The sequence below is a fragment of the Enterobacter sp. SECR19-1250 genome (genome assembly GCF_013391025.1).
GTDB classification, from domain to species: Bacteria; Pseudomonadota; Gammaproteobacteria; order Enterobacterales; family Enterobacteriaceae; genus Enterobacter; species Enterobacter cloacae.
On record NZ_JACASJ010000060.1, the window covers coordinates 1 to 14,366 of the forward strand.

The window sequence follows — 14,366 nt, forward strand, 5'->3', positions numbered from 1 at the left end:
GCGCTCCGGATGAATATGATGATCTCATATCAGGAACTTGTTCGCACCTTCCCTAGCATTACCGGACCAGCGTGCCTGTCGCAATTGCGGCAAGACAGGCCCACGTCTTCAGTATCGCTGGAATCAGGTACGCATTTTAGTCGAAAGAGCCTGCACGTCTGTTTTCCTGTCCAGCAGAGTCCGTTATCATGGTCCGTGAACGATTCATGATAAGAAACGCAGGCTGTCATGCGTTCCAATGAGAGAGTAAGAAACCTGACAATAAAAAAGATAACTCATTGAAATTGAAAAAAAATGGACACGCTAACCTAATGAGTACACTTGAAAATTTTGACGCCCATACCCCAATGATGCAGCAGTACCTGAAGCTGAAAGCGCAGCATCCGGAAATTCTGTTGTTTTACCGCATGGGCGATTTTTACGAGCTGTTTTATGACGATGCTAAACGGGCATCGCAGCTGCTCGACATCTCTCTGACCAAACGTGGCGCATCGGCAGGTGAACCCATCCCAATGGCAGGCATTCCGCATCATGCGGTAGAAAACTACCTGGCCAAGCTGGTGAATCAGGGCGAGTCGGTTGCCATCTGTGAGCAGATCGGCGATCCGGCCACCTCAAAAGGCCCGGTTGAACGCAAGGTCGTGCGTATCGTCACGCCAGGCACCATTAGCGACGAAGCCCTGCTCCAGGAGCGTCAGGATAACCTGCTGGCGGCCCTGTGGCAGGACGGCAAAGGGTTTGGTTACGCCACGCTGGATATCAGCTCCGGGCGTTTTCGTCTGAGCGAGCCGGCTGACCGGGAAACCATGGCAGCCGAGCTGCAACGCACCAACCCGGCGGAACTGCTGTATGCCGAAGATTTTGCCGAAATGGCGTTGATCGAAGGTCGTCGCGGCCTGCGCCGCCGTCCGCTGTGGGAATTTGAAATTGATACCGCTCGCCAGCAGCTCAACCTGCAGTTTGGCACCCGCGATCTGATTGGCTTTGGGGTGGAAAACGCCCCGCGTGGACTGTGCGCCGCGGGCTGCCTTTTACAGTATGTGAAAGACACGCAGCGCACCGCCCTGCCGCATATCCGCTCTATTACCATGGAGCGCCAGCAGGACAGCATCATTATGGATGCGGCCACGCGCCGGAATCTGGAGATCACCCAGAACCTGGCGGGTGGCGTTGAGAACACGCTGGCATCCGTCCTCGATAACACCGTGACGCCGATGGGCAGCCGCATGCTGAAGCGCTGGCTGCATATGCCCGTCCGCGATACGGATACGCTCGTTTGTCGTCAGCAGACCATTGCCGCGCTGCAGGATCGCTGCACCGAGCTGCAGCCTGTGCTGCGTCAGGTGGGCGATCTGGAACGTATTCTGGCTCGCCTGGCACTGCGCACGGCGCGGCCTCGCGACCTTGCACGAATGCGTCATGCCTTCCAGCAGTTGCCGGAACTGCGTGCTCAACTGAGCGACGTTGACAGCGCACCGGTTCAGAAACTGCGCGAAACCATGGGCGAGTTTGCTGAACTCCGCGATCTGCTGGAGCGCGCTATCATTGATGCGCCGCCAGTTCTGGTGCGCGACGGTGGCGTAATTGCCCCTGGCTACAACGAAGAGCTGGATGAATGGCGCGCGCTGGCTGACGGCGCAACGGATTACCTCGACAAGCTGGAGATCCGCGAGCGCGAACGTCTCGGGCTCGATACCCTGAAAGTCGGCTATAACGCAGTCCACGGTTACTATATTCAGATCAGCCGCGGGCAGAGCCATCTGGCGCCGATTCACTATGTGCGTCGCCAGACGTTGAAAAACGCTGAGCGCTACATCATTCCTGAGCTGAAAGAGTATGAGGACAAAGTTCTCACCTCGAAAGGCAAAGCGCTGGCCCTGGAAAAGCAGCTTTACGACGAGCTGTTCGACATGCTGATGCCACACCTGGCGGACCTGCAGTTAAGCGCTGGCGCGCTGGCGGAGCTGGATGTGCTGGTAAATCTGGCTGAGCGCGCTGAAACGCTGAACTATACCTGCCCGACCTTTACCGACAAGCCCGGCATTCGCATTACCGAAGGCCGCCACCCGGTGGTGGAGCAGGTACTGAACGAGCCGTTCATCGCTAACCCGCTGAGCCTGTCGCCGCAGCGAAGAATGCTGATCATTACCGGTCCGAACATGGGCGGTAAAAGTACCTATATGCGCCAGACGGCGCTTATCGCCCTGCTCGCCTACATCGGCAGCTACGTTCCGGCGCAGAAAGTGGAGATTGGCCCCATCGATCGTATCTTCACCCGCGTGGGTGCGGCGGACGATCTGGCCAGCGGCCGTTCCACCTTTATGGTCGAAATGACGGAAACCGCCAATATCCTGCACAACGCCACAGAACACAGCCTGGTGCTGATGGACGAAGTCGGACGCGGCACCTCAACCTACGACGGACTGTCGCTGGCATGGGCGTGTGCGGAAAACCTGGCGAATAAAATCAAGGCCATGACGCTGTTCGCGACGCACTACTTTGAACTGACGCAGTTGCCGGAGAAAATGGAGGGCGTGGCAAACGTCCACCTGGATGCGCTTGAGCATGGCGATACCATCGCCTTTATGCACACGGTGCAGGAGGGGGCCGCGAGCAAGAGCTATGGCCTGGCCGTCGCGGCACTGGCGGGTGTGCCTAAAGAGGTAATTAAACGCGCGCGTCAGAAACTGCGCGAGCTGGAAAGCCTGTCACCGAATGCGGCGGCCACCCAGATTGACGGTACACAGATGTCGCTGCTGGCACCTGCGGAAGAGACGTCACCCGCCGTTGAAGCGCTGGAGAATCTCGACCCGGATTCACTGACGCCGCGTCAGGCGCTGGAGTGGATTTATCGGCTGAAAAGTCTGGTTTAGTTTTCTGCGGTCTGTTTTGTCGGGTGGCGGCTTCGCCTTACCCGACCTACAAAACCCGTAGGCCCGGTAAGCGTAGCGCCACCGGGCAAAGGACCGCACGATGTTACCGCCCGGTAAGCGCAGTGCCACCGGGCTTTTTTTTACAGCAATGGCGGAATGGTCGGCACCTGCGGCGCCTCATCAATATCCTTCTGCGTCATGCGGAACGCTTCAGGGTAATGTTCGCGACTGGTACGACGCAGCGGCTCGGTATCGCGCCAGGTATACAGGCAATGCTGGCACTGATAAACCGTCCAGATCCCTTTCACCGGTGATGTGGCCATCACCTCAATTTGCTCATCGGCACAACGTGGACAAATCATCTTTTCCTCCTTATTGGCGTGCTGCCAGCATCGCAGTCAGCTTTTCAGCCCAGGCTTTGGTTTCAGGTAAATCCTGCACCGGCTGGCTGTAGTGACCGCGGTTATCCGGCGCAACAGGCGTGGTGGCATCAATAATCAGCTTGTCGGTGATGCCTGCCGGGCTGGACCCAGGATCAAGCTCAAGAACCGACATGTTCGGCAGTTGCACCAGATCCCCTGCCGGGTTCACTTTCGATGACAGCGCCCACATCACCTGCGGCAGGTTGAACGGATCGACATCTTCATCCACCATAATCACCATCTTCACATAGCCCAGGCCGTGCGGCGTGGTCATGGCGCGTAAACCGACCGCGCGGGCAAAACCACCGTAGCGTTTTTTGGTGGAGATGATCGCCAGCAGACCGTGGGTGTACATCGCGTTCACCGCCTGCACTTCAGGGAACTCCGCTTTCAGTTGCTGGTAAAGCGGCACACAGGTGGCTGGCCCCATCAGGTAGTCGATCTCGGTCCAGGGCATCCCGAGATAGAGGGATTCGAAAATCGGTTTGGTGCGGTACGAGACTTTATCAATACGGACCACCGTCATATTGCGTCCGCCCGAATAGTGCCCGGTAAACTCACCGAACGGCCCTTCAATTTCACGTTTACGGCCTTCAATCACCCCTTCCAGGATCACTTCAGACCCCCACGGCACATCGAAGCCGGTCAACGGCGCGGTCGCAATCGGGTACGGGCTTTCACGCAGCGCCCCGGCCATTTCATACTCGGACTGATCGTATTTCAGCGGCGTTGCGCCCATCAGGGTGATGATCGGATCGTTGCCCAACGTAATCGCAATCGGCAGGTCTTCACCACGCTCTTCGGCTTTATGCAGATGCAGGGCGATATCATGCATCGGCACCGGCTGCAGGCCGAGCTTACGTTTGCCCTTCACTTCCATGCGATAAATACCGACGTTCTGCTTGCCGAAATGGTCCGGGTCGAGCGGATCGCGCGAGACAACGCACGCTTTGTCGAGATAAAAACCGCCGTCCCCGTCGTTCAGGCGAAACAGCGGCAGGATGTCGAACAGGTTAATCTCCTCACCGTCCACCGTATTCTGCGCCCATGCGGGGTTGGCCCGGCGCTCCGGTGCGACCGGGAATTTATCCCAGCGGCGAATAAACTCATCGATTTGCTTTTTGACCGGGGTATTCGCCGGCAGCCCCATCGAAATGGCGTGGTTCTGCCAGGAGCCGATGGTGTTCATCACCACCCTGGCATCGGTAAACCCGCGAATGTTATCGAACCACAGCGCAGGCGCACCATCACCGATACGTCCCGTCGCGTTAGCGGCCGCCGCCAGATCCGGCTCCGCATTGACCTCTTCTTCAATTTTCAGCAGTTGCCCTTGCTCATCGAGCGCCTGCAGGAAGCTTCTCAAATCATCAAATGCCATCGTTATTCTCCTTTGAAAAATGTTTCGCCGCCTGCAGGCCGTTCCAGCGACGCGCCTTTTTGTGCTCCAGACCAAACTGGTCGAGCACGCGGGTCACGATATGCTGGGTGATATCATCGGCGGTTTGCGGGTGGTTGTAATACGCAGGCATGGGCGGCACCATCGCCACCCCCATGCGGGAAAGCGCGAGCATGTTCTCCAGATGAATGGTGCTGAGCGGCGTTTCACGCGGGACCAGCACCAGCTTGCGCCCCTCTTTCAGCACCACGTCTGCCGCACGGCCCACCAGCCCTTCGGCATAGCCCGCGCGGATACCCGCCAGCGTTTTCATGCTGCAGGGAATGACGATCATGCCGTCGGTACGAAACGAGCCGGAGGAGATGGTGGCAGCCTGATCGGCAGGACTGTGAACGACATCTGCCAGGGCGGCGACATCCTGCGCGGTATAAGGCGTTTCCAGCTCAATGGTGGTTTTCGCCCATTTCGACATCACCAGATGGGTTTCAACCTCTGGCATGTCCCGTAACGCCTGCAGTAAAGCCACACCCAGCGGAGCACCTGTTGCTCCCGTCATTCCCACGATCAATCTCATTCAGCACCTCAATTAATTTGTTCGCATACGAACATAATAACTACGTTACTCCCGGTGAGCTGAGCTGACAATATTGTTCGTACACGATCACACGTAATGCTAAAAACTGCTGCGTTAAAATCGCAGGCAATAGCGGCTATCATAGGGGGAGATTTTTTTCGTCGGAGTGTTCATGGAACTGAGACAAGAAGCGTTCCACCTGCTACGGCAGCTTTTTCAACAGCATACTGCCCACTGGCAACATGCTTTACCGGCGCTGACCAAGCCGCAATATGCGGTGATGCGATCTGTTTCTGAAAATCCGGGGATCGAGCAGGTCGCCCTGACGGAAGTTGCCGTGAGCACAAAAGCGACGCTGGCCGAAATGCTGAGCCGCATGGAATCGCGCGGGCTGGTGAAGCGCGAACACGATCCTGCGGATAAGCGCCGCCGGTTTGTCTTCCTCACGCCTGAAGGAGAAGCCCTGCTTGCAAGCTGTAAACCGGTCGGCAATGAGGTGGATGAGGCGTTTTTAGGGCGTCTCAGCCAGGACGAGCGGGAACAATTTACGACACTGATCAAAAAGATGATGCATGACTAGTTCACCCGGGCACGCATAAAATCAATAAATGTCCGAACCTTAGCTGGCACATGCTGGGCATCTGGATAAACGGCATAGATGCCCTGCTGAGCAAACGTGTATCCCGGTAAAAGCGATACCAGAACCCCCGAATTCAGTGCGTTTCGCACCAGCCACTCCGGCAGCAGCGCCACACCACATCCCGCATGCGCGAAAGCCATCAGCGCCTGGGCGCTATCTGCGTACAGGCGCGGGGCTTTTTTAATCTCAAAGGCAACCAGATTGCCATCTGCATCTTTTACCTGCCAGTGCAGCGGCGAAGGTAAACGCTCGTGAACGATCCACTCTGCCTGTGCCAGGTGTTCGAGAGATTCAACGGGATGGTTAGCCAGCCACCCGGGGGCGGCAACCGGCAGGATAGTAAAGTTTGAAATCAAGGCGGCGTGGTAGCGCGAATCAGCGAGTGTTCCCAGCCGGATGGCGACATCAAAGCGCTCCGAGATGAGATCGGCGTGCTGAGACGACGAAACATGACGAACGCGAAGCTCCGGATGCTGCTGGCTAAATTCGGCCAGCAAAGGCACAACCACCTGCGAACCGTATTCGGGCGTGGTGGTGATCCGCAATTCGCCGGTCAGGCCGGCATGGTTAGCGCGAACGTCATCCTGCAGGCGTTCAGCCTCCTGTAAAAGCCTGACGCTTCGCTGATGAAAAAGCACGCCCGCCTCGGTTAACGTCAGGCGACGGGTGGATCGCAACAGCAGCGTAACTCCCAGCTCATCTTCCAGCTGGCGAATATTGAAGCTGACCACGGCCTTTGTCAGCCCCATCGACTCTGCGGCGGCAGTAAAACTGCCCGCATCCGCTACCGCCACAAACATCGCCGTTCGCTGGAGATTCAGCATCGTTAACCTTCAAAATTGTCAAAATAGTTTTGACAGTATATCGCGAATTGTTGCGTTTATCGGCACCGGACAAGCCGATACGATACGCCCCCTCACCGGAGGATCCACCATGACGTATCGCAGCAAAGTCGCCGTAGTCTATCTGCTGGGCTTTTTTCTTGATTTGATCAACATGTTTATCGCCAGCGTCGCCTTTCCGGCAATGGCGCAGACCTATCACGCCACGCCCTCTGCACTCGCCTGGGTCAGTAACGGGTATATTGCCGGCCTGACGCTGGTGATCCCGTTCAGCAGTGCCCTGACGCGCCGCATCGGGGCAAAGCACGTCATCCTTCTCTCGCTGGTTCTCTTTAGCGTAGCCTCCACCGCGGCAGGCTTGTCTGCCACACTTGAAACTCTGATTGCCTGGCGGGTGCTGCAGGGCGTGGGCGGTGGCTTATTGATCCCCGTAGGGCAGGCGCTGACCTGGCAACAGTTTAAAGCGCATGAACGCGCCAGGCTCTCTTCCGCCGTCATGCTGGTTGCACTGCTTGCCCCCGCATGCTCACCTGCGTTAGGGGGCGTACTGGTTCAGGCGTTAAGCTGGCGGTGGGTATTTTTTGCTACCCTCCCGGTTGCTCTCCTGACCTTTGCGTTGGCCTGTCTGTGGCTTAAGCATGAAATGCCCGCGATGAAAGCAAACCGACTGCTGAACCTGAGTTTGATCGCCGATCCGCTTCTGCACGTTTCCATGATGGTTTATGTATGTGTCCCCGGCATGTTTATCGGAATAAACGTCACCGGCATGTTTTATCTGCAGAGCGTGGCCAACATGACGCCAGCCGCGACGGGCATGCTGATGCTGCCGTGGTCTCTGGCATCGTTTATAGCCATCACCGCAACGGGCCGTTACTTTAACCGTGTCGGCCCCCGACCTCTGTTGATCGCGGGTTGCCTGCTTCAGGCGTCAGGTATTCTGCTTTTGCTCTGCGTCAGTGCGACCACGGGCACGCTGCCGGCGATCGTTGCGTTTGCATTAATGGGCGCAGGAGGCAGTCTTTGCAGCAGTACGGCGCAGAGCAGCGCATTTCTGACAACGCATCGGGAAGAGGTGGCTGATGCCAGCGCGCTGTGGAATCTTAATCGTCAGCTGAGTTTTTTTGCGGGTGCCTTTCTGCTGGCACAGGTGCTGGATCTGGCCCAGAGGTATTTGCCCCCCGTCGCCGCGTGGCACGCGATGTTTCTGGTTGCTTCGGCCATCACCCTGGTGCCCGTCATCTCTGTATTTCGTCTTAACAACCCGCAGGTGCTTGCACAACTGCAACAGGAGAAACCATGACCCCTTTCGAACACGACATCATTGATATTCATATCGCACTGGAAAAGTGGCTGGGTGCCGGTGAAGGTAATATTGATGCCCTGCTCGCCCGTTTCCAGCCAAACTTTCTGATGGTTCCCCCGAGTGGGGCGCATTTAAACCATGACGCCCTTGTCAGTTTTCTGCACGCCCAGCGTGGAAGCCGACCCGGCCTTAAAATCATCATTGATGAGCTAGCCACGATTCAGTCATGGGATAACGGTGCGGTGCTTCATTACCGGGAGACGCAGACCCGCCCGGACCAGCCCGTCAACGTACGCTGGTCAACCGCGGTGCTCAATCGGGAAGGCGAGACGATCAGCTGGCGTCTGCTGCACGAAACGGCGCAGCCGTAAGAGATAAAAAAGGCCCGTCTCACGACGGGCCTTTTTTTGACGAAAGGTTGCTTATTCGCGGAACAGCGCTTCGATATTCAGACCTTGCCCCTGCAGAATTTCACGCAGGCGGCGCAGACCTTCAACCTGAATCTGACGAACACGTTCACGGGTCAGGCCAATTTCACGGCCGACGTCTTCCAGTGTCGCAGCTTCATACCCCAGTAAACCGAAACGACGTGCCAGCACTTCACGCTGTTTGGCGTTCAGTTCGAACAGCCATTTGACGATGCTCTGTTTCATGTCATCGTCCTGCGTGGTGTCTTCCGGGCCGTTGTCTTTTTCATCGGCCAGGATATCCAGCAGCGCTTTTTCGGAGTCGCCACCCAGCGGGGTGTCAACCGAGGTAATGCGCTCGTTGAGACGCAGCATGCGGCTTACGTCATCAACCGGTTTGTCGAGTTGCTCAGCAATCTCTTCTGCGCTTGGCTCGTGGTCCAGTTTATGGGACAACTCGCGCGCGGTACGCAGATAGACGTTCAACTCTTTGACGATGTGAATCGGCAGGCGAATCGTACGGGTTTGGTTCATAATAGCCCGTTCGATGGTCTGACGAATCCACCAGGTCGCGTAGGTGGAGAAGCGGAACCCACGTTCTGGGTCAAACTTCTCTACTGCGCGGATGAGACCTAAGTTGCCCTCTTCAATCAGATCCAGCAGAGCCAGACCACGATTACCGTAACGACGGGCAATTTTCACGACCAGACGCAAGTTACTTTCAATCATGCGACGGCGCGAGGCAACATCACCACGCAAAGCACGACGTGCGAAATAGACTTCTTCTTCGGCCGTTAACAGTGGGGAGTAACCAATCTCCCCAAGGTAAAGCTGAGTCGCGTCCAGTACACGCTGTGTGGCACCCTGCGATAACAGCTCTTCTTCAGCCAAATCGTTATCACTGGGTTCCTCTTCTACTAAGGCTTTTTCGTCAAAAGCCTCTGCTCCGTTCTCATCAAATTCCGCATCTTCATTTAAATCATGAACTTTCAGCGTATTCTGACTCATAAGGTGGCTCCTGCCCGTGATCCCTGAACGAGACACCCTGGCTGGCATGCCCCGTCAATTTATCGCTGCGGCAAGTACTGCAGCGGGTTTACGGATTTCCCTTTGTAACGAATTTCAAAATGCAAGCGTGTAGAACTGGTTCCGGTGCTACCCATGGTAGCGATTTTTTGCCCCGCCTTAACTTCTTGTTGTTCCCGGACCAGCATTGTGTCGTTATGGGCGTAGGCACTCAGGTAATCATCGTTGTGTTTGATGATAATAAGATTACCGTAACCGCGCAGAGCGTTACCGGCATACACAACGCGTCCGTCTGCGGTCGCGATGATAGCCTGTCCCTTACTTCCTGCGATATCGATCCCTTTGTTCCCTCCTTCGGAGGAAGAGAAGTTCTCGATAACCTTACCGTCAGTTGGCCAGCGCCAGGTTGAAATTGGCGAACTGGAACTCATACTGCTGGCAGTCGGTTCAGTAGAGCTAACCACAGGTGCCGTAGCCGGTGCTGTGACAACAGTCGCAGTCCCTTTATTATTCGGCAACATTTTGTTAGCAGTCTGATCACCTGAATCTTCAGAATACGTAATTACAGGTTGTGAAGCAACCACCGTGGTGGATTTTTGTGCAGGCTTAACGCTGTTATTTTGCGCGGTCACGTCGGCTGCAGAAACGGTATTGCCAGGCGTAAGCGGCGTACCCGTTGCGTTGCCCACCTGGAGCGTCTGCCCGACTTCCAGCGCATACGGTGCCTGGACGTTGTTGCGCTGCGCGAGGTCACGGAAATCGTTCCCGGTGATCCACGCGATATAGAACAGCGTATCGCCACGTTTCACGGTATAGGTGCTGCCGCCGGTATAGCTGCCTTTCGGAATGTTCCCATACTGACGGTTATACACTATGCGGCCATTTTGGGTCTGAACAGGTTGTTCGACTGGCTGAATCTGTGTTGGCTGTGTAACAGGATGTTGCACAGGCTGAATTTGTGGTGTTTGCTGCGGCGCAGCAGTGCCCATTTTAGGTGGCGGCGTGATCAACATTCCGCTGGACGTGTTACCGGAGCCGCTGTTTCCGCCAACAGAACTGACAGGCGCAGGTGCATTGTTAGAACTCGAACAGCCTGCCAGCCAGAGCGAAACCAGTGATAATGCCGCAACACGGCTGATGGTGAATTTAGGGCTTCCCGCGCTCATTTATCCCCCAGGAATGTGTTAACTACCAGTGACTTAAAATTAACCGTGATGGCACGACTCTTTCGCGCCACACCATACGCTGAATTTGCCTTAATAACCCTGGAAAATTCCGAGTCTTAGGCCAGTTCCCCCTTTACCAGAGGCACAAAGCGCACGGCTTCTACGGTATCGATAATAAACTCGTCGCCACGTCGACGAACGCGCTTTAACAGCTGCTGCTCATCGCCAACAGGCAATACAAGAATGCCCCCCTCATCCAGCTGCGACAACAGGGCCGCAGGGATCTCCGGTGGAGCCGCCGTCACGATGATTGCGTCAAACGGGGCGCGAGCCTGCCAACCCTGCCATCCATCACCGTGTCGTGTCGAAACATTGTGTAAATCAAGTTGTTTCAGGCGACGACGCGCCTGCCACTGTAAACCTTTGATCCGCTCAACCGAGCACACATGATGCACCAGATGCGCCAGAATCGCAGTCTGATACCCGGACCCGGTGCCAATCTCCAGCACGCGGGAGTCGGGGGTGAGCTCCAGCAGCTCCGTCATGCGCGCCACCATGTAGGGCTGCGAAATCGTCTGGCCCTGCCCGATGGGCAACGCCACGTTTTCCCACGCTTTGTGTTCAAACGCCTCATCTACAAATTTCTCACGCGGAACCTGGGCGAGCGCGTCAAGCACATGCTCGTCGCGGATCCCCTGTGCGCGAAGTTGTTCCAGAAGAGTTTGTACACGTTTGCTTACCATTGCGCGTTCACTCCTGCGCGATCAAGCCAGCCCGATACCACATCATGCGCGCTATACGCGGTTAAATCTACGTGCAGCGGCGTTACCGAGACATAGCCTTCATCCACAGCGGCAAAGTCGGTATCCGGCCCCGCATCGCACTTATCGCCGGGAGGGCCAATCCAGTAGAGCGTGTTGCCGCGCGGATCCTGCTGCGGGATGACCTGATCGGCCGGATGACGGCTTCCGCAACGCGTGACGCGAATGCCCTTGATTTCATTCAGCGGGAGATCCGGCACGTTGATGTTGAGGATGCGCCCGGTACGCAGCGGTTCACGGCTAAGTGCCCGCAGGATAGAACAGGTTACCGCTGCCGCCGTGTCGTAATGAGTGTGACCATTTAACGATACCGCCAGCGCCGGAAAGCCAAGATGACGGCCTTCCATTGCGGCCGCCACGGTACCAGAGTAGATAACGTCATCACCCAGATTCGGCCCGGCGTTAATCCCGGAAACGACGATATCCGGGCGCGGGCGCATCAGCGCATTCACCCCCAGAAAAACGCAGTCCGTTGGCGTGCCCATCTGCACAGCAATATCGCCATTCTCAAAAGCAAAGGTGCGAAGCGACGACTCCAGCGTCAATGAGTTAGACGCTCCACTGCGGTTACGATCGGGAGCCACGACCTGCACATCCGCAAATTCGCGAAGGTGTTTCGCCAGCGTCTGAATGCCTGGCGCATGGATCCCGTCATCGTTACTCAGCAATATTCGCATAATCACCCGACGTGTTGATAAGTTCCCTGACAACACTGGTGGCAAAACTACCTGCCGGCAGCCAGAAACGTAACTCAACGGTTACGTCATCCCACCAGTTCCAGCTTAACTGCTGCGGGTAGAGCAACATCGCCCGGCGTGCTGCTTCGACTTTTTCCCGCACCAGCAATGATTGTAATTCTTGCGCTTCGGCCACGGCTGCCTGCTCCGCGGCCAGCGCGTCACCCTGCGTTCCCCAGTCGCCCGTGCCGGGCAAGGCTGCGGTGATCATCAGCGTTTTAGCGTCCACGCGCGACTGAACATCGGCCATTTCTTCGGCCGTTGCCACAAACCAGCTACCGCGTCCCGCTAATTGTAGCGCATCGCCGACAACAACTTGATTCACGTCCGGTTTTTTCAGCCGTTCGCTTACGATCTGATTAAACAACGCACTGCGGGCCGCCGACAACCAAAAACTGCGTTTATTCCTGTCGCGCACCGGCGCATCGCTCTGCGCCCAGCGCAGTGCGCCCTGCAGGTTGCTGCCGCCGATGCCAAAACGCTGTGCGCCAAAGTAGTTAGGCACACCGCGTTCATTGATGGCCTGCAAGCGTTTTTCCACGTCGTCACGGCCGGTCACTTCACGCAGTACGAGGGTAAAGTTGTTACCTTTCAACGCCCCCAGACGCAGTTTGCGCTTGTGACGGGCGTACTCCAGCACCTTACAGCCCTCAAGCTCAAATTTGCTTAAATCAGGCATCGCATTGCCGGGAACGCGCGCGCAAAGCCACTGTTCGGTGACCGCGTGTTTGTCTTTCTGCCCGGCGAAGCTCACTTCACGGGCATGGATTTTCAGGAATTTAGCCAGCGCATCGGCCACAAAGCGGGTATTGCAGCCATTTTTTAGGATGCGCACCAGGATATGCTCGCCTTCGCCGTCCGGCTCAAAGCCCAAATCTTCCACGACCACGAAATCTTCGGGGCTGGCTTTCAGCAGCCCACTCACCTGCGGTTTACCGTGCAGGTAGGTCAGGTTGTCAAAATCGGTCATTTGCTCGCCTTCACCAGCAGCGCCACGGCTTCGCAGGCGATGCCTTCGCCGCGACCGGTAAAGCCCAGTTTCTCCGTGGTGGTCGCTTTGACGTTGACGTCATCCATATGGCAGCCCAGATCTTCAGCGATAAATACGCGCATCTGAGGAATATGCGGCAGCATTTTAGGGGCCTGAGCGATGATCGTCACATCGACGTTACCCAGGGTGTAGCCCTTCGCCTGAATACGGCGCCAGGCTTCACGCAACAGCGCACGGCTGTCTGCGCCTTTAAACGCCGGATCGGTGTCCGGGAACAGCTTGCCGATATCGCCCAGCGCAGCCGCGCCCAGTAAGGCGTCAGTTAAGGCGTGTAGTGCCACGTCGCCATCAGAATGCGCCAGCAGCCCTTTTTCATAAGGAATGCGCACGCCGCCAATGATAATTGGGCCAACGCCTCCAAAGGCGTGTACATCAAAACCGTGTCCAATTCGCATTATGCCTTCTCCTGATGGGTCGAACGGGTAAGATAAAATTCCGCGAGCTGTAAATCTTCCGGGCGCGTCACTTTTATATTATCAGCGCGCCCTTCAACAAGCGTTGGGTGGAAACCGCAATACTCCAGCGCAGAGGCTTCGTCGGTGATGGTCGCACCTTCTTTAAGCGCGCGCGTTAAGCAGTCGTGGAGTAATTCGCGGGGGAAAAATTGTGGCGTCAGCGCGTGCCAGAGATCGACGCGCTCAACGGTATGCGCGATAGCCTGTTTGCCAGGCTCGGCACGCTTCATGGTGTCGCGTACCGGCGCGGCCAGAATGCCACCGACTTTACTGGTTTCACTCAGCGCCAGCAGGCGCGCAAGATCGTCCTGATGCAGGCACGGGCGCGCAGCGTCGTGGACCAGCACCCACTGGGCATCGCCAGCGGCCTGGATGCCCGCCAGCACGGAATCGGCGCGCTCGGCACCGCCATCAACGACGGTGATCTGCGGATGAGCAGCCAGCGGTAACTGTGCGAACCGGGCATCGCCCGGACTGATGGCGATGATGACACGCGTCACTCGGGGGTGCGCCAGCAGCGCCGCCACGGCATGTTCGAGGATCGTTTTATCGCCAATAGAGAGGTATTGCTTGGGACATTCTGTCTGCATGCGCCGGCCAAAACCCGCGGCCGGCACCACGGCGCATACGCCCGAAAAAGTCACTGCCATGTC

Annotated in this window: 15 protein-coding genes; 4 read left to right on the forward strand and 11 right to left on the reverse strand. The window is 56.8% G+C overall.

The window, feature by feature from the left end; genetic code table 11:
* The first annotated feature begins 311 nt into the window (after window positions 1-311).
* On the forward strand, window positions 312-2,873 hold the full coding sequence (mutS, locus tag HX884_RS15760) for a DNA mismatch repair protein MutS (RefSeq protein WP_178328459.1): 2,562 nt from the start codon (window positions 312-314) through the stop codon (window positions 2,871-2,873).
* 140 nt (window positions 2,874-3,013) lie between these two features.
* Here the strand turns inward: mutS and HX884_RS15765 are convergent, their stop codons facing one another.
* The 3 genes from HX884_RS15765 to HX884_RS15775 are packed head-to-tail and all read right to left on the reverse strand — an operon-like array spanning window position 3,014 to window position 5,265.
* Complete coding sequence (locus HX884_RS15765; RefSeq protein ID WP_013098486.1) at window positions 3,014-3,235, reverse strand: non-oxidative hydroxyarylic acid decarboxylases subunit D; 222 nt, start codon at window positions 3,233-3,235, stop codon at window positions 3,014-3,016.
* Window positions 3,236-3,245: 10 nt separating this feature from the next.
* Window positions 3,246-4,673, reverse strand: a complete 1,428-nt coding sequence (locus tag HX884_RS15770; protein ID WP_013098487.1) for a non-oxidative hydroxyarylic acid decarboxylases subunit C — start codon at window positions 4,671-4,673, stop codon at window positions 3,246-3,248.
* A complete protein-coding gene (locus HX884_RS15775; protein WP_094084757.1) occupies window positions 4,663-5,265 on the reverse strand; it encodes a non-oxidative hydroxyarylic acid decarboxylases subunit B in 603 nt (200 codons plus the stop codon). The genes HX884_RS15770 and HX884_RS15775 overlap by 11 nt, the downstream gene beginning before the upstream one ends.
* Before the next feature lie 172 nt (window positions 5,266-5,437).
* On the opposite strand from HX884_RS15775, the gene HX884_RS15780 reads away from it, so the two are divergent.
* Entirely contained in the window at window positions 5,438-5,845 is a 408-nt protein-coding gene (locus tag HX884_RS15780; protein WP_178328460.1) for a MarR family winged helix-turn-helix transcriptional regulator, read from the forward strand.
* Here the strand turns inward: HX884_RS15780 and HX884_RS15785 are convergent.
* Window positions 5,842-6,729: a LysR family transcriptional regulator gene (locus HX884_RS15785; protein WP_020689292.1), complete on the reverse strand. Its 888-nt coding sequence runs from the start codon at window positions 6,727-6,729 to the stop codon at window positions 5,842-5,844. The genes HX884_RS15780 and HX884_RS15785 overlap by 4 nt on opposite strands.
* 109 nt (window positions 6,730-6,838) lie before the next feature.
* Here HX884_RS15785 and HX884_RS15790 point away from each other — a divergent pair, with 109 nt between their 5' ends.
* Both HX884_RS15790 and HX884_RS15795 read left to right on the forward strand, forming a co-directional pair.
* Window positions 6,839-8,047 (forward strand): MFS transporter, encoded by a 1,209-nt coding sequence (locus HX884_RS15790; protein WP_178328461.1) that lies wholly within the window; start codon window positions 6,839-6,841, stop codon window positions 8,045-8,047.
* The gene (locus tag HX884_RS15795) at window positions 8,044-8,421 is read left to right on the forward strand and encodes a DUF4440 domain-containing protein (RefSeq protein WP_178328462.1); all 378 of its coding nucleotides are present in this window, start codon (window positions 8,044-8,046) and stop codon (window positions 8,419-8,421) included. Before HX884_RS15790 ends, HX884_RS15795 begins: the two co-directional genes overlap by 4 nt.
* A 51-nt stretch (window positions 8,422-8,472) precedes the next feature.
* On the opposite strand, the gene rpoS is transcribed toward HX884_RS15795, so the two are convergent.
* The 7 genes from rpoS to ispD form a co-directional block, all read right to left on the reverse strand.
* Entirely contained in the window at window positions 8,473-9,465 is a 993-nt protein-coding gene (gene rpoS, locus HX884_RS15800; protein ID WP_013098493.1) for an RNA polymerase sigma factor RpoS, read from the reverse strand.
* 59 nt (window positions 9,466-9,524) lie between these two features.
* Window positions 9,525-10,649, reverse strand: coding sequence for a murein hydrolase activator NlpD (gene nlpD, locus HX884_RS15805; RefSeq protein WP_023620533.1), 1,125 nt, complete (start codon window positions 10,647-10,649; stop codon window positions 9,525-9,527).
* A 116-nt stretch (window positions 10,650-10,765) separates the two neighbouring features.
* Window positions 10,766-11,392, reverse strand: a complete 627-nt coding sequence (locus HX884_RS15810) for a protein-L-isoaspartate(D-aspartate) O-methyltransferase (protein WP_013098496.1) — start codon at window positions 11,390-11,392, stop codon at window positions 10,766-10,768.
* The gene (surE, locus tag HX884_RS15815; RefSeq protein ID WP_029883175.1) at window positions 11,386-12,147 is read right to left on the reverse strand and encodes a 5'/3'-nucleotidase SurE; all 762 of its coding nucleotides are present in this window, start codon (window positions 12,145-12,147) and stop codon (window positions 11,386-11,388) included. The genes HX884_RS15810 and surE overlap by 7 nt, the downstream gene beginning before the upstream one ends.
* Window positions 12,128-13,177 carry a tRNA pseudouridine(13) synthase TruD gene (gene truD / locus HX884_RS15820; protein ID WP_178328463.1) on the reverse strand — a complete coding sequence of 350 codons (1,050 nt, stop codon included), beginning with the start codon at window positions 13,175-13,177 and terminating at the stop codon, window positions 12,128-12,130. The genes surE and truD overlap by 20 nt, the downstream gene beginning before the upstream one ends.
* The gene (gene ispF / locus HX884_RS15825) at window positions 13,174-13,653 is read right to left on the reverse strand and encodes a 2-C-methyl-D-erythritol 2,4-cyclodiphosphate synthase (RefSeq protein WP_013098499.1); all 480 of its coding nucleotides are present in this window, start codon (window positions 13,651-13,653) and stop codon (window positions 13,174-13,176) included. Before ispF ends, truD begins: the two co-directional genes overlap by 4 nt.
* A complete protein-coding gene (ispD, locus tag HX884_RS15830; protein ID WP_178328464.1) occupies window positions 13,653-14,363 on the reverse strand; it encodes a 2-C-methyl-D-erythritol 4-phosphate cytidylyltransferase in 711 nt (236 codons plus the stop codon). Before ispD ends, ispF begins: the two co-directional genes overlap by 1 nt.
* Between the last annotated feature and the right edge of the window lie 3 nt (window positions 14,364-14,366).

Excerpts from the sequence above, each read along its gene's own strand:
- mutS (WP_178328459.1), top strand. The coding sequence starts at position 312 with ATGAGTACACTTGAAAATTTTGACGCCCATACCCCAATGATGCAGCAG.
- HX884_RS15765 (WP_013098486.1), bottom strand. The coding sequence starts at position 3,235 with ATGATTTGTCCACGTTGTGCCGATGAGCAAATTGAGGTGATGGCCACA.
- HX884_RS15770 (WP_013098487.1), bottom strand. The coding sequence starts at position 4,673 with ATGGCATTTGATGATTTGAGAAGCTTCCTGCAGGCGCTCGATGAGCAA.
- HX884_RS15775 (WP_094084757.1), bottom strand. The coding sequence starts at position 5,265 with ATGAGATTGATCGTGGGAATGACGGGAGCAACAGGTGCTCCGCTGGGT.
- HX884_RS15780 (WP_178328460.1), top strand. The coding sequence starts at position 5,438 with ATGGAACTGAGACAAGAAGCGTTCCACCTGCTACGGCAGCTTTTTCAA.
- HX884_RS15785 (WP_020689292.1), bottom strand. The coding sequence starts at position 6,729 with ATGCTGAATCTCCAGCGAACGGCGATGTTTGTGGCGGTAGCGGATGCG.
- HX884_RS15790 (WP_178328461.1), top strand. The coding sequence starts at position 6,839 with ATGACGTATCGCAGCAAAGTCGCCGTAGTCTATCTGCTGGGCTTTTTT.
- HX884_RS15795 (WP_178328462.1), top strand. The coding sequence starts at position 8,044 with ATGACCCCTTTCGAACACGACATCATTGATATTCATATCGCACTGGAA.
- rpoS (WP_013098493.1), bottom strand. The coding sequence starts at position 9,465 with ATGAGTCAGAATACGCTGAAAGTTCATGATTTAAATGAAGATGCGGAA.
- nlpD (WP_023620533.1), bottom strand. The coding sequence starts at position 10,649 with ATGAGCGCGGGAAGCCCTAAATTCACCATCAGCCGTGTTGCGGCATTA.
- HX884_RS15810 (WP_013098496.1), bottom strand. The coding sequence starts at position 11,392 with ATGGTAAGCAAACGTGTACAAACTCTTCTGGAACAACTTCGCGCACAG.
- surE (WP_029883175.1), bottom strand. The coding sequence starts at position 12,147 with ATGCGAATATTGCTGAGTAACGATGACGGGATCCATGCGCCAGGCATT.
- truD (WP_178328463.1), bottom strand. The coding sequence starts at position 13,177 with ATGACCGATTTTGACAACCTGACCTACCTGCACGGTAAACCGCAGGTG.
- ispF (WP_013098499.1), bottom strand. The coding sequence starts at position 13,653 with ATGCGAATTGGACACGGTTTTGATGTACACGCCTTTGGAGGCGTTGGC.
- ispD (WP_178328464.1), bottom strand. The coding sequence starts at position 14,363 with ATGGCAGTGACTTTTTCGGGCGTATGCGCCGTGGTGCCGGCCGCGGGT.